General features: G+C 56.7%; 11 protein-coding genes. 4 read left to right on the top strand and 7 right to left on the bottom strand.

All coding sequences use genetic code 11. The features are described from left to right. Positions 1–54 precede the first annotated feature (54 nt). Complete coding sequence (rfaE2, locus tag AABO57_27515; GenBank protein MEK6289480.1) at positions 55–531, top strand: D-glycero-beta-D-manno-heptose 1-phosphate adenylyltransferase; 477 nt, start codon at positions 55–57, stop codon at positions 529–531. Between the two features lie 20 nt (positions 532–551). Here rfaE2 and AABO57_27510 read toward each other — a convergent pair whose 3' ends face one another. The 3 genes from AABO57_27510 to AABO57_27500 form a co-directional block, all read right to left on the bottom strand. Further along, positions 552–2,408, bottom strand: a complete 1,857-nt coding sequence (locus AABO57_27510; protein ID MEK6289479.1) for a TonB family protein — start codon at positions 2,406–2,408, stop codon at positions 552–554. Between the two features lie 167 nt (positions 2,409–2,575). Continuing rightward, entirely contained in the window at positions 2,576–3,166 is a 591-nt protein-coding gene (locus tag AABO57_27505; GenBank protein ID MEK6289478.1) for a metal-dependent hydrolase, read from the bottom strand. Positions 3,167–3,264: 98 nt separating this feature from the next. Next, complete coding sequence (locus AABO57_27500; protein MEK6289477.1) at positions 3,265–5,133, bottom strand: TonB family protein; 1,869 nt, start codon at positions 5,131–5,133, stop codon at positions 3,265–3,267. A gap of 162 nt (positions 5,134–5,295) precedes the next feature. Between AABO57_27500 and selB the strand changes: the two genes are divergently transcribed. Together selB and AABO57_27490 are read left to right on the top strand one after the other, a co-directional pair. After that, complete coding sequence (gene selB, locus AABO57_27495; protein MEK6289476.1) at positions 5,296–7,269, top strand: selenocysteine-specific translation elongation factor; 1,974 nt, start codon at positions 5,296–5,298, stop codon at positions 7,267–7,269. Between the two features lie 177 nt (positions 7,270–7,446). After that, the gene (locus AABO57_27490; GenBank protein MEK6289475.1) at positions 7,447–8,244 is read left to right on the top strand and encodes an SIS domain-containing protein; all 798 of its coding nucleotides are present in this window, start codon (positions 7,447–7,449) and stop codon (positions 8,242–8,244) included. Positions 8,245–8,357: 113 nt separating this feature from the next. On the opposite strand, the gene AABO57_27485 is transcribed toward AABO57_27490, so the two are convergent. Then, entirely contained in the window at positions 8,358–9,029 is a 672-nt protein-coding gene (locus AABO57_27485; protein MEK6289474.1) for a YceI family protein, read from the bottom strand. A gap of 584 nt (positions 9,030–9,613) precedes the next feature. On the opposite strand from AABO57_27485, the gene AABO57_27480 reads away from it, so the two are divergent. Beyond that, positions 9,614–10,624: a cytochrome D1 domain-containing protein gene (locus AABO57_27480; protein ID MEK6289473.1), complete on the top strand. Its 1,011-nt coding sequence runs from the start codon at positions 9,614–9,616 to the stop codon at positions 10,622–10,624. A gap of 80 nt (positions 10,625–10,704) precedes the next feature. Here the strand turns inward: AABO57_27480 and AABO57_27475 are convergent, their stop codons facing one another. From AABO57_27475 to AABO57_27465, 3 genes are all read right to left on the bottom strand, one after another. Then, complete coding sequence (locus AABO57_27475) at positions 10,705–11,436, bottom strand: Bax inhibitor-1/YccA family protein (protein MEK6289472.1); 732 nt, start codon at positions 11,434–11,436, stop codon at positions 10,705–10,707. A gap of 135 nt (positions 11,437–11,571) precedes the next feature. Continuing rightward, the gene (locus tag AABO57_27470) at positions 11,572–12,417 is read right to left on the bottom strand and encodes a class I SAM-dependent methyltransferase (protein ID MEK6289471.1); all 846 of its coding nucleotides are present in this window, start codon (positions 12,415–12,417) and stop codon (positions 11,572–11,574) included. 199 nt (positions 12,418–12,616) lie between these two features. Then, positions 12,617–13,834 (bottom strand): caspase family protein (locus AABO57_27465; protein ID MEK6289470.1); only part of this gene is annotated, 1,218 nt, incomplete at its 5' end.

Raw genomic sequence — 13,834 nt, 5'->3', positions numbered from 1 at the left:
AGTCTACTAGTCGGAATGTTGCCCGCTGCGCCTTAACGTGATTCAATCGACGCGATGACGAAGATCCTGGACCACGCCGCGTTGATCCGAGAACGCCAGCGCCTTAGAAGCGAAGGCAAGCGACTGGTGTTCACCAACGGTTGCTTCGATCTGCTTCACTCTGGGCACGTGGCTTACTTGAGAGAAGCGCGTTCGCTGGGCGATGCGCTGGTCGTTGCGCTGAATAGCGATCGCTCGGTTGGTATCCTGAAGGGGCAAGGCCGCCCGATCATGAAAGAAGCTGAACGCGCTGAAGTAATCGCCGCTCTTGAAGCAGTCGACTACGTGATCATCTTTGACGAACCGACGCCGCATAAGTTAATCGCTGATCTGTTGCCTGATGTGCTGGTCAAAGGCGGGGACTGGCCGCTCGATGAGATCGTCGGACGCGAAGAGGTTGCGGCGGCCGGTGGCACGGTTTTGTCGCTGCCCTACGTTGAAGGCTCATCGACAACAGATATCATTGAGAGAATCAAAAATCTTCCATCCTGACAGCGGCGTCACACCGCGTCTCACTTATTGGCTGCCGCGTTCAACTTCTCCCTGATCCTGACGGCAAGGTCCTTGTTTAGCGGGAGCATCAATGCATTTTGCCACGCATCGCGAGCCTGAACCGTCTTTCCGCGTTTCGAAAACGCATCGCCAAGATGATCGAGAATCACGGACGACGCTCCGAATTGCGCAGCCTCGGTAAGGTAACGCTCAGCCTCTTCCAGTTTATCCAACTTGAAATACGCCCAACCAAGGCTGTCAAGAAAGGCGGCATTCTTAGGTGCCGCTTTGACGGCGCGCTGAATCATTCCAAGCGCCTCTTCCACTCGTTCATTGCGCTCAATCATCGCGTAGCCAAGATTGTTGAGCGCCATCGCGTTGTTCGGATCGGCCTGCAGGGCCTTTCTCAGCGCCGCTTCAGCTTTTTCGTTGTGGCCTTGATGTTGAAGAAAAGTTGAAAGCAGCACATAACCATTTACGTTCTTCGGAAGGCGCTCACCTGCTTTGCGGACCAGGCTGTCAGCTTCGTCAAGCGTGTTTTGTTCGTACAGCAACGCCGCCAACGCAATTGAGATTTGAACATTCTCCGGTTCGAGTTTTATCCCGCCGCGCAATTCCTTTTCTGCTTCCGCAATGCGGCCCAGATGCTCGTAAGCGTCCGCGAGACCAATTCGAAATGTGGCGTTGCCCGGCTGCAGCTCTACCGCCTTCTGTAAGGATTGAACCGCCTCCTCGTTGCGGCCAAGCCTGTGATAAGCCGAACCCAATTCTCCGTGCGCTCCTGCGTAACCAGGATTCAGTTCAATCGCCCGCTTGAACTCTTCCAGCGCCTCGTTTGCTCCGCGTGACCGCAGATAAGCGCTTCCCAGTTCGGTGTGGACCCGGTACGCCTGGGCGTATTTCGGATCCACGGTCAACAGCTCAGTGTATGCCGCAATCGCATCTTCCCATCGCCCCATGTTCATGTATGCCGCGCCGATACTGTGATAGGCGAGAGCATTCTTTGGGCGCAGTCGTAGTGACTCCTGGGCGGCCGCAATAGCCTCCTGGTAACGGCGGGCCCGGAACAAGTAACGCCCGAGTTCGTCGTGCGAGCGAGGATCATCGGGCCGGAGTTGCACGACGCGCTTTTGAACGTCGATTGCCTCAGCATAACGCTCGGTCTCGCTTAAAGCCCGTGCTGCCGCTTCCAATAGTTGAGGTTCATTCGGCAATGCCGCAATGGCCTGCCTGTAGATGGCTACTTCTTCGTCGCGCTTGTTTTGCCTCTTGAGAACCGAGGCCAGACCGAGATACGCCTCCTTGTAGGCAGGTTTCAATTCAATCGCGCGCTTGTAGGATTCAGTAGCCTCCTCGGACATATCCCTGGCTACGTAGGCTTGAGCCAATTTGAGATGAGCCTCGGGAGAATAAGCGTTGGTTATTACAGCCTTCCTGGCTTCGTCTATATCGCTGTTGGCCGAACTGTCTGGCGGAGGCTTGTCGGCGGGTAGCGAGAAGGTGAAGGTGAGGGTGCCGATGACCTTCACCGGGACGCCGCTCAGTTGCGTCCTTGAAAACTTCCAACCGCGCGCGGCCGAGACTGCCGAGTTTTTCAGCAGCGGATGTCCGCTCACAGCCTTGGCGGCTATCACGTCTCCGTTCTCGTCTATGAGCACCTCGACAACGACGTCGCCCGAAACTCGAGCGGCCTTCGCAAGCGGTGGATATGCCGGCTCGACGCGGGTGGTTGCCGATTGCTGAAGCACGCCGCCAGCCTTGCGAATCAACTTAGCCGGCTCAGGCTGAATGACCTGGGCAAACGCGTGGGCAGCGAGGCACGAGCCAATCACGATCACAGTACTGACAATGGCGATATGGATTCTTCTGAACTTCATTTGTCCTCCTGCCGTCGCTGTGAGAACAGCTCCGGAGCTGACTGAGGAGGACTATATCACGGCGTAGTTATTCCATCTGTGAACGAAGAGAAACGCGGAGTGTTGCCCACACTGAGTTCGGTGGCTGTTCTCATTCGCGAAACCAAATCAGGTCTCCCCGTTTTACGTCACCCCTCTAGAACCCACATGAAGATCCCCACCAGTGCGCACGCACCGGCGAGAATCATTCGCCACACCGTTCTTCGATCCCAGATCACGGCTGCAAGCGTGAAGGTCCAGAACAATCCAGCTTCGGCGCGGATAACTTGCCACCCACGAGCATTGAGCAAACCTTCTAGCGACAGCGGCGCGACCGGTATCGGCCTCCACGCAAAGAAGTAGCGGTGGTTGGTGAACGGAGCGAAGAACGCGACGCCGAGACCTCCGTCGGTCATCGCGTCGAAGAACCCGTGCGATGCGATCGTCACCCCGAAGATGAGCGCGAGCACCCCGAGCGAATGCTCCGGCGCCCAACCTGCTTTCAAAAAGAGGACCGCGGCAAACAAGCCGACAATAGCTGCAAAGAACAGTGAATGCGTAAAGCCTCGATGCCCGAAAGGATGATTGTATGGGATAACTCCGAAGAACAATGCATCGGCGTCGGGCAAGGCTGCGAGCGCCATCGTTGCAATCACGATTCGTGTGTTCGGAGCGGTCGCTTCAGTCGCGCCTTTCGCCGCAATAAACCCGACCGCGGCGTGTGAGAAAACCGTTGGCATAGCCGGGAACGAAGAGCTTCAGAGAGGCGCTCTCAGCGCAATGTAGATTAGTGCCAGCCTCCTTCGAGAAGGAGAAGGCCCCGAGAATCTCATACCCTTCACTTTTTTGGGTCTCCCGAGATCTTCGATCGAATCCTCGCCGACTGTTCCGCCGATGTCGAAAAGAAGAGAGCCTTCGCCCACGCCTTTCGCGCTTCTTCCGTCTTGCCCTGGCGATCGTAGACGTCGCCGAGGTGTTCATGCATCGTCGCCGAGGACGAGGCTAGTTTCACGGCTTCATTCAGATGGCGCTCCGCTTCATCGAGCTTGCCGAGTTTGAAATAGGCCCATCCCAGGCTGTCTAGATATGCAGCGTTTTTCGGTTCGGCTTTGACAGCACGCTGAATCATCGCAAGCGCTTCTTCAAGGCGATCGTTGCGCTCGACCATCGTGTAGCCCAGGTTGTTTAGCGCCAAAGCATTGTTCGGATCGATTTGCAGGGCCTTTCTCAATGCGGATTCAGCTTCGGCCTTGTGGCCTGAATGCTCAAGCAACATGGCGACCCCGACGTACGCGTTAACGTTCTTTGGCATGCGCTGCAATGCCGGGCGCAGAACAACATCGGCCTCTTCGAATTTCTTTTGCGCGTATAGCAGGGACGCCAATCCGAGGTAGCCCCCGGGGTTCTCAGGATCCAGCTTGATTGACTCGCGGAATTCCTTTTCTGCCTCTGCCGCGCGACCCAGGTGCTGGTAGACGTCTCCAAGAAAACTGTGAATGCTGGCCGTCCGCGGTTCGATCTCTGCCGCCCTGCTTAGCGACTGGACCGCTTCTGAGTACCGCGAAAGATTATGGTAAGCCGCTCCCAATTCCGAATGCGCCAAGGCGTGTGTGGGGTTGAGCTCGATCGAGCGTTTGAGCTCTTCAACCGCTTCGCTGCTACGCCCCGACCGGAGATAGATGGTTCCCATCTCTCTGCAGACCTTGTATGCCTGATCGTAGGTGGGCTCGATGTTCAGAGCCTGCGCGTAGGCTGCAATGGCGTCCTCATATTGCCTTAAGTTCATGTATGCCGCACCAAGGTTGTGATAAGCGCGAGCGTTCTTCGGGCGCAGTCGTATTGATTCCTGGAAGGGAGGAATTGCGTCCTGATACCTGCGCGCGCGAAACAGAGACCAACCCAGACTGTTGTACGCGTCGGCATCCTCAGGCTTGATCAGCACGATCCTTCTTTGAACGTCGGCGGCTTCGAGGTAACGCTCGGTGTCGCTAAGAGTGCGCGAAAGCTCCTCGAGAAGCTCGACATCGTTTGGCAGAGCTTGAATCGCCTGTTTGTAGACCGCGATTTCATCGTCCCGTTGCCCTAACTCGTTATAGGCCGAAGCCAGCCCCTCGTAAGCCTTCTTATAGTCTGGCTTCAGTTCGATCGCACGCTTGTACGGCTCAATCGCCTCCTTGTACATATCTTCATCAACATAAGCTTCCGCCAGGTTGAAATGCGCCTCCGGGGAATACGAGTTGGCAATGAGCGCTAGCTTGGCTTCCGCTATGAAGTCAAGCTTGGGGTCAGTGTCAACCTTCTCCCTCGGCTGGGCGCCGAGGTTGAAATTGAAAGTTATCGTTCCTATGACTTTCACCGGCACGCCGCTGAGCTGCGTCGGGCTGAACCTCCATCCGCGGGCTGCCGCAATCGCCGCGTCCTTCAACAGCGGATGACCGCTTATCGCCCGCGCAGCTAGCACGTCTCCCAGCTCATCCACGGTTACTTCGACGACCACAGCGCCGGAGACATGGGCGGCCTTCGCGAGCGGCGGGTAAGTAGGCTCGACGCGGTTAATCGCCGACGACTGAAACACACCTCCAGACTTGCGGATTATCCTGGGCGGTTCCGCCTGACTATTGACTTGGCCTAACACCGGCGCAACGGCGCACAGGCTGAAGGCGAAGGAAACAAGGATCGCATTGAGGAAGGGTTGCTTAGCGTTCATTTTGTCCTCCGGCGCAAGGTTGCGGGAACAGTTCCAAGACTGAAGACCGTGATTATATCACCGATCCGAAGGACGAATAGCTTTTTTTCTTTCAAGCATCCGATGCCCGCTTGTTTGACTCCTGAAAGACGCGTCTTGTATCTTCACCCCAGAGCAAGCGCCATGAAGCACATCATCGTCGGCACCGCCGGCCACATTGACCACGGCAAGACTGCGCTGGTCAAAGCGCTGACCGGCATCGACGCCGACCGGCTCAAAGAGGAAAAGCAGCGAGGCATCACTATCGACATCGGATTCGCCGATCTTGCGATTGGGGATTTCAGATTCGGTTTTGTTGACGTGCCCGGTCACGAGCGCTTCGTCAAGAACATGCTCGCCGGCGCGCACGGGATCGATCTGGTGATGCTCGTCGTCGCGGCCGACGAATCAGTTATGCCGCAGACGCGCGAGCACTTCGACATCTGCCGTTTGCTTCACGTTAAGTCGGGACTGGTTGCGTTAACCAAATCAGATATGGTCGACCAGGAACTGCTCGAACTCGCGCGCGCCGAGGTCGAAGATTTCGTTCGCGGGTCGTTTCTCGAAGACGCTCCGATCAAGGCCGTCAGCTCTCGCACAGGCGCGGGCATCGAAGAGTTGAAAGAAGTCCTGACTGATCTCGCCGCGCGCGTCGAACCGAAGACCGCTTCGGCTGTGCCGCGGCTGCCGGTGGACCGAGCGTTTTCAATCAAAGGATTTGGAACTGTGGTGACTGGCAGTCTTATCGCCGGTGAGATCGCTGTCGGCGATGAGCTCGAAATAATGCCTACGGGTGTGAAGGCGCGTGTGCGCAATGTTCAGGTGCACGGTCAGGACTCCGAACGCGCGCTTGCCGGCCAGCGCACCGCGATCAACTTGCAAGGTGTGACCGTCGAACAAGTCCAGCGCGGAAGTGTTCTCGCTCCGGCGGGGAGGCTGCGAGCGGCTTCGATGGTAGACGCGCGGCTCGAGCTGCTGCCCTCGGCGCCGCGGCCGCTCAGGCAACGAGCACGGGTGCGCCTGCACCATGGCACGGCGGAAGTCATGGCTCGGGTAGTAATACTTCGCGGTTCCGAGTTCGGGGTTCAGGGTTCACGGTTTGAATCCCGGAACCCCAAACCCGGAACCCCGAACCCTGAACGGGATTCCATTCAACCGGGCGGAAGCGCGATCGTTCAGCTCCGACTCGAGGAATCTATGACCGCTCTGCCGGGGGACCGCTTCATCATAAGAAGCTATTCGCCGCAAGTGACCATCGGAGGCGGCGTGATCATCGACGCCCTTCCCCAGAAACATCGCTTACGCGACGTTGCGGCTCGCGGCCGGCTCGAGCAGCTTGAACAGGCGGATCTTTCTGAGCGCATGGCAGTTTTCATCGAGATGGCGGGCATCAATGCGATGACTCAAGCCGACATCGCCGCGCGCATCGGAGCTAGCGACGAACAGATTGCCGCGACAAAAGGCGAGTTGATTCGAATGGGCCGCGTTCTGGAAGTCACCGGCGCGCCGCTCGTTCTAATTTCAGGCGAGAGCTATCGCGAGCTTGCAACTGGAGTGATGGAGATGCTTGGCGAACATCATCGCCGCGAGCCGCTTTCGCTGGGCCTCGGCCGCGAAGAAGTGCGAGATCGGGTATTCGGGCAGGTTCGACCCGAGATTTTTCGCGCAGTCGTAGCCCGGCTCGCCGACGAAGGCAAAGTCGCCGCCGAGCGAGACGCGCTTCGGCTGGCCTCGCACCACCCGGCGCTCACCGACTCGGACGAGTCTGCCAAGAAGGCTCTGGAAGCGGCTTTTAAGGCGTCTGGTCTGCAACCGGGAACGCTTGAAGAAACCGCTGCAAGCGCGGGTATTGCCACTGAGCTTGCACGAAAGCTCTACAACCTGCTTGCCGCCGAGCGCCGCGTGATGCGCATCGGGGAGTTCGTTTTTCATGTCGATGCGATTGACGCTTTGAAATCGCGTGTGCGAGCGCAGAAGCCGATCAATCCGAAGATCGATGTATCGGTATTCAAGAAGATCGGCGGCGGTCTGACGCGCAAGCACGCGATCCCGCTGCTTGAGTATCTTGATCGAGAGCGCATAACTCGCCGCGTCGGCAACGAGCGCGAGATTCTGTGAGAGCCAAGGGCCAAGGGCAAAGGGCCAAGGGCAAAGCGTGAAGAAAAAAGAGTTGCCCTTTTCCCTTTTCCCTTTTCCCCTTTGCCCTTGCCCTTCGCTTCTTGCTCTTCGCCCTCGTTGCTTGACTCAATCCCCGGTGGGCAATATTCTATCAAGCCGCTCGAAGAGGAATTCCCGATGGCAACCAGTCGAGACCAGAAACCATTTCAGGTTGTAGCCGTGGAAGCGTCCGGCTTGGAGGAGCTTGCCGATTCCGTCATAAGCTTGGCGCCGCAAGCCACCCTCGGAGACGCCAATCTTATCTCGGGCGAAAGCCCAGTTCAGAGGGTTGACGAGAGCGTTGAGGGGAACGCTGCGAACGCCGGCGAACAGAAGAGTCCCGCCGATGCGGTTGAAACATTCTTTGACCTGGTGATTGACGAGCTTAGCGCGCTCAGAACGCGCGCCGAGGTTGAAGCCATCGAGCGCGCCGCTGATCTCATTCTCGATTGCGAGTCGCGCGGCGGCCGGGTTCACGTCACCGGCATTGGCAAGAGCGAGCACATCGCGCGCTATGTTGCCTCGCTTCTTTCGAGCACGGGAACGCCGGCTTACTTTCTGCACGCTACTGAATGCATTCACGGCTCGGCCGGCCAGGTGTGCCCAAACGACATCGCCATCGCGATCTCCAACAGCGGCTCGACACCCGAGTTGCTATCGGCAACAGAGACGTTGCGCGAGTCCGGCATAAAGATCATTGCCGTCTCTGGGAATCGCGAATCGAAACTTGCGCGTATTGCAGACGTGCTGCTGGATGCGGGCGTCGAGAACGAAGGCGGCGAGCTGAACCTCGTTCCTCGGGCGAGCATTCTGGCGAAAATCTACGTTCTTTGTTCGCTTTCGGTGGCGCTTGAGGCGCACAAAGGTTTGACCCGCGAGCAGTACGCGCGCTGGCATCCGGGCGGCGCGCTCGGCAGACTCGCCCGCGGCGAATAGCCGAATCCATCAAGGTAAGCCCGCTTCATCTCAATCACTTCGAATGACCAATTCTGCCGCTCACGAGTTATGAGGCTCGTGTGACACGAACCAGCCGGCATCTCGGATCACCATCACAGGTGCGCCACGATCTCAAATGTGAATTTCAGCTCGTCCTTAACCTTGATCGTCCCGCCGGCGACCGATACCGGCTTGATCCCGAAGCTCGATTGCTTCAACGCAAAAGCGCCTTTCGCGCGCAGAGTCTTGTCGCCAAATTCCAGTTGTGCGCTTATCGTCAAAGGCCGCGTCACGCCGTGAAGCGTGAGGTCGCCGGAGATTCGCGCTTGATACTGTGCTTCTCCGGTCTTCGTCGCGCCGACACCGCTGCTCTTGAAGGTGATCTCCGGATACTTTGATACTTCGAGCACCTCGTCGCGCATGGTGCCCTCGATCTTTTGCTTGTCGCTCGCGCTGATCTTATCTGTCACCGCAAGCGAGTCAGCCTTGATGGTTATTCGAAGGGAAGCCGGCTCGACCGTTCCATAAGTGAAGTCGGCCTCGCCGCCGATCTCGCGAATCGCGATCGTGTGATCGTGAGCGAACGCGGAGAACAATCCTCCAGCGAAGGCTCGCACGATGAAGCGGCTCTGTGTGGCGTCGATTCTGTATCGAGCGCCTTCAAGCGGCGGCAGGCCAATAGCCGCCTGCGTTGTTTGCCGAGGTAGGAAAGGAATCGACAGCCAGCCGAGAGCAGCAAATGCCGCGAGGAAGGCTCGGAGAATTGGTCTGCGATTCGTGATCATGGCTTGTGCCTCCTCCGCAGGGGCTACTTGTGCAGCCAGGGTTGCATCGCGGCTGCCTTACGCTACGCCCTTCGAACACTTGGGAGCCCACTGATTCTGAGTGTCGCAGCCTGATGCTTTGGCCGCAAGAAGCATGAATAATGTTAGAAGCTCGGCGGGCTGGGAAAGTGCTCCGTGACTGGCAAGAATTCAGACTGCGAGGCCGCATCCGCAGACTGGACAGTCTACGGTACATTTGGAGTCTACCGACTCTGATGCCTGGGAAGGGAATCGGTGAAGGGCAAAATGCTGGGGCCGCGACCATCGGTGGCGTGAGTGGGATGGTGGTCTGCCATAGCCGCGGCCTCAGCTTAAGTAACCGGCTCAACGAAAACCGGCCGGAGGAGGATGAATCCTCAAAGGTCCTTATCAGTTTGAACACTGACGAATCAGCCATCGCGCGTTCATCACTTTGAGGTTCGGCGAACGCGAAAAGTCGGGAATTCTCTTCGGATCGATTCAAACCCAGAATCCTTTTGATCCCTTGCGATCCCCTTGCGATCCACCAGTTCATAACCTAAGCTGTCTCGCCGGAGGCTACTGAAATGAGGACCTTTTCGAGCTCGACTCGCACTGCGGTGATCGCGCTACTTGGATGCGCGGCGTTAATTGGTTCACTGAGTCTGGCGCGCGCGTCGCGATCGGACCAGGGCGCGCTGCTCGTGTTGAACAAATCCGAGAGCACACTTGCTATTATCGATCCGGCAACTCTTAAGGTGCTCGCGCGTGTGCCGACGGGCGAAGCTCCACACGAGGTCGCGGCTTCTGCCGACGGGCGCTTTGCTTTCGTCTCGAACTACGGCACCGCTGAACGTCCGGGCAACTCGATCTCGGTCATCGATATCGCCGGCGCCAAGGAGGTCAAGCGAGTCGATCTGGGCGCGCTGTTGCGGCCGCATGGGATCACCGAGTCGAACGGCAAGATCTACTTTACGATCGAAGGAAGCCGGGCCGTGGCGCGATACGATCCCGTTGCGGGCCGCGTCGACTGGACGATGGGCACTGGGCAGACCGGCACTCATATGGTCATCGTCGCGCGCACTTCAGGCAAGATCTACACCGCTAACATTGGGTCGGACACGATCAGCGCAATCGAGATCGTAAAGGGTCCAGGCCCGGCAAAGATCACGCAGATCGCCGTTGGCAAGGGACCCGAAGGAATTGACCTCTCGCCCGATGATCGCGAGGTGTGGGTCTCGCATCGCGGCGACGGCGGCCTGTCGATTATCGACACAGCCACTGACAAGGTTAAGGAAACGATCAAGGTAGGGCGCTCGCCGATTAGAGTGAAGTTCACGCCTGACGGAAAGCGCGTTCTGATCTCCGATGCACAGGGAGGGGAAGTGGTCGTGTTCGAGGCGGCTACGCGCAAGGAGCTCAAGCGCATTCAAGTCGGCGCCGTCCCTGTGGGTATTCTAATGCAGCCCGACGGGCGTCGCGCCTTTGTGGCTTCGACCCAGGCCAATAAAGTTACCCTAATCAATCTTGAAGATCTCACAATAGCGGGAACGATCGAGCCCGGTAGAGAACCCGACGGAATGGCGTGGGCGAAGTAAGTTCTGGGTAAGTTCAGAGTTCAACCTTTAGGTTGCGCTTCCGAGGTCAGGCAAGCTGAAGCTTGAACTCTGAACCTACGTCACCGCCTGTTCAGTATCCGAAGCAACGCGAGGAAGATATTGAGCGCGTCCAGATAGAGCGCCAAAGCCCCGGCCACGTATTCATTGGTTGGATAGCGCCGGATGATGTTCGATGTGTCATACAATACGAAGCCGGCGAACAGCAGGAGCGTCGCCACGGCTAGCGCAAACCCGAGCCCGAGCGAGCCAACAAAAAGCACGTTGAACAAGCCTGCAAGCACGACCACGATCAGCCCTACCGTCACCATTCCCCGCAGAAAACTGAAATCGCGGTTCGAAACAAACACGTACGCGGTCAGCCCGCCAAAGATGCCCACCGTCAGCCCCCCAGCTTGAAGTATCGAGTCGGGGTTGCTCTGGCTTACGATGTAGAGCAGAGGGGAAATGATCACGCCCGTGAGAGTCGTGAATCCAAACAACGCGAATAGGTTTACGCCGGGCACGTGGCGTACAGCCTGCGCGCCCATAACGCCACCGATCATCAAGAACAGCATGATCCACGGGTGCTCTATCGCTACGGTCATCAGTGGAGGGAAGGCGAATCCGAGCAAGACGCCCCCAACAGCGAACAGTATCGCCGCAAAGAAGAGCGCGTACACCTTGCGAATGAACGCCACACGTTCCTCGATTCCAACGTCGGCAGCCGTCAGCGGTTGAACACCACTCAGGTTCTGCGGCGACCAGTCTTGAGGTCGTGAGTAATTATGCTTTTGAGGATCGACATTTTTCATAAGGATCTCCTGGTGGTTACTGAAAACCCCAATGCTCTAGTGGTTCGAGCCATTCTGGTCCGCTACGTTAACGTGGACTCAGTATAGCATGATGAACGCAAGCCAATCGACGCGCGGGCCCGATGCGGATGCGCGTCAGCCTTTCCTCGCCGTCACGATCAACACCTGCCCTGGAAATTTCATGCGGCCGGCCCGGTAGAAAGCCCGCCCAGCTTCTTCGACGTCCTTAGCCACACGCGCCAACTGCTCCGGCAAAAGCGAGGCCACCTTAGCTCGTAACGTGTCGCTCAACTCCGAGCGCACTTCCCAGAACTGTCTTGGGGTGATGGGTGCTTCGAGCTCGAAGTTGAGAAGTCGTTCGGTCACGTCAATCGCGCCGGCTTCGCGAACCAGACGAGCGAGCTTGCCCGGCTCGGCGAATCTAAATGCGCCGGGCGCGTCGGGATCCTCGGGCGGGGACTCGATGTAACGCGAGACGACATCCATTACGATGTGGAAGAACGGATTTGACTCTCGCCGGCTCCAAACCGCGAATGACACGAGTCCGGCCGGCCGCACAACGCGAAGCATCTCGCCGATCGCGGACGCCGGATCCGGAAACAACATCACCCCGAGCCTGCAAACAACCGCGTCGAAGGTGTTGGCTGCGAAGGGTAATGATTCGCCCACGCATTGAGCGAAGCCGATGTTAGAAGCGCCCTTCCTGCGGGCTTCGTTTCTTGCAGTCGCAACCATCTCGGCCACCGCATCAGTGCAGATGACCGACCCCGAAGCGCCCACCGATTCGGCTATCGTGATGGAAGGCTCGCCCGCGCCACCTGCGACATCCAGTACAGAGTGGCCGTTGCTGATGCCGCCGGCTTCGATCAGGCCGGCAGTGATCGGCGCGAACAGCGATCGGACGGTATCCGCGTGCTTCGCCCAATAAGGCGCCGACTCACGCCACTCTCGTAAAACATCTTTCTCTTGCTCGGAAGACATTGCTTTCGCTGATTACAGGCGGATCTGAGATCTCAGATTCGGAAACATCTTAACTCCGATTCACTCGCGAGGGCACTACGCTCCGCATCACAAGCCCGATACGTCTTTGAACTTGAGAGGCTACATGATTGCAGGTCGGATGTATGCGGCGGTTAGATTGCGGCTAGTATAATATGACGCTTTTGTATGTGATTGTCGTCTAAAAAGAAGGTGGATTTGCACCAACTACCAGAGTTGGATCTGTCTCCAGAGATTGGCTTTGTTTTAGAAGTACCTTCGTAGTACTGAAAAGGCTTTTAATGTTTATCGGGATAGTGGAGGGCACTGCGGCAAGAGCCTTCACCAACGCGGCTGTAAACAAACCCTGCGGCTTTCCATCAACTGTTGTCTCAAATGCCATCGTACTTACTGCGGCCGATATTATAGCGGCCTCGGAGGTAAGTTCTTTGGGTATTGAACTGGGATCAAAGTGCCCGTCAACAATCACTATTGACTTGTGGTGGCTTTTTAATAAATCAATAATGAGAGCCCGAAGTTCTATAACATTGCCAATGTTAGACTGTGAATTGTAATCATAGGGGATATAGCTATAAGTATTGTTCGCCTTATCGGTCATTGAATGGCCGCTAAAATAAACTAACAATGGGATATCGGATGGAAGTTGCTGAGCGGTGGATTTTACAGTTTCCTCTATCCTCTGTTTAGTGGCCTCCTTATCTAAGAGAATCTTGAATTGAGAGGTTCGCGGGACAAGCACCTGCCGTAGCGCTGCCACATCGTTTGCCGGGCCAAAGAGGCGCAATCCGGGTTCTGAATATTCCCCTACCCCAATCAGAATAGTGATCAGATTTGCCGCTGCGGTTGAATCTGTGGCGGAACGAACAACTAATGAGGAGGTCATCAATTCTCGTAACTTCGCAACGTCGGCCTTCAGTTCCGCAACCTCCTTTTCCAGTTCGGTTTTTCTCTCCTCCGCTGAAAGGCTGCTGAGCCTTGCTTGATCAATCCTTTCCCACACTTGCGTTGCAAATTCAGCCAATTGATTTATGTCAGTAAAAGTAACCGGCTTCGGCGATCTAGATATTTCACCTGACTTCGTCCACAAGCGTAGGTACGCCTCATTATTCTGAATTGCCATCCCCCATATAACGATTGTAGCGTTGATATTCCTCGTTCTCTCAGGGAGGCGATCAATCTCTTGATCAGTTATTTCACTCTTGAGATCTTTGAACTCCAGTCTAATCCCAGCGTCTTTCGCTTTACCATCAAGGTTGGCAACTAAGGTTTCCATCAACCGAATATGCAGTGAGCGATCAGGATCATTGCCTATTCTTGCGATGTAAACTCCGAAGCGCCCTTCAGGGGTACGCTCAGCTAAATTAGATGTATAGGTAAAGTAGACCAGACTCCCGGAGAC

This window comes from Acidobacteriota bacterium (genome assembly GCA_038040445.1).
In the GTDB taxonomy this organism is placed as follows: Bacteria; Acidobacteriota; Blastocatellia; order UBA7656; family UBA7656; genus Onstottus_A; species Onstottus_A frigus.
The sequence above is the reverse complement of the archived record's forward strand: the minus strand, read 5'-3'. Positions and strand labels throughout refer to the sequence as shown.

Coding starts and splice junctions, on each gene's coding strand:
- AABO57_27470 (MEK6289471.1), bottom strand. CDS start 12,417: ATGTCTTCCGAGCAAGAGAAAGATGTTTTACGAGAGTGGCGTGAGTCG.
- AABO57_27490 (MEK6289475.1), top strand. CDS start 7,447: ATGGCAACCAGTCGAGACCAGAAACCATTTCAGGTTGTAGCCGTGGAA.
- AABO57_27500 (MEK6289477.1), bottom strand. CDS start 5,133: ATGAACGCTAAGCAACCCTTCCTCAATGCGATCCTTGTTTCCTTCGCC.
- selB (MEK6289476.1), top strand. CDS start 5,296: ATGAAGCACATCATCGTCGGCACCGCCGGCCACATTGACCACGGCAAG.
- AABO57_27480 (MEK6289473.1), top strand. CDS start 9,614: ATGAGGACCTTTTCGAGCTCGACTCGCACTGCGGTGATCGCGCTACTT.
- AABO57_27485 (MEK6289474.1), bottom strand. CDS start 9,029: ATGATCACGAATCGCAGACCAATTCTCCGAGCCTTCCTCGCGGCATTT.
- AABO57_27505 (MEK6289478.1), bottom strand. CDS start 3,166: ATGCCAACGGTTTTCTCACACGCCGCGGTCGGGTTTATTGCGGCGAAA.
- rfaE2 (MEK6289480.1), top strand. CDS start 55: ATGACGAAGATCCTGGACCACGCCGCGTTGATCCGAGAACGCCAGCGC.
- AABO57_27510 (MEK6289479.1), bottom strand. CDS start 2,408: ATGAAGTTCAGAAGAATCCATATCGCCATTGTCAGTACTGTGATCGTG.
- AABO57_27475 (MEK6289472.1), bottom strand. CDS start 11,436: ATGAAAAATGTCGATCCTCAAAAGCATAATTACTCACGACCTCAAGAC.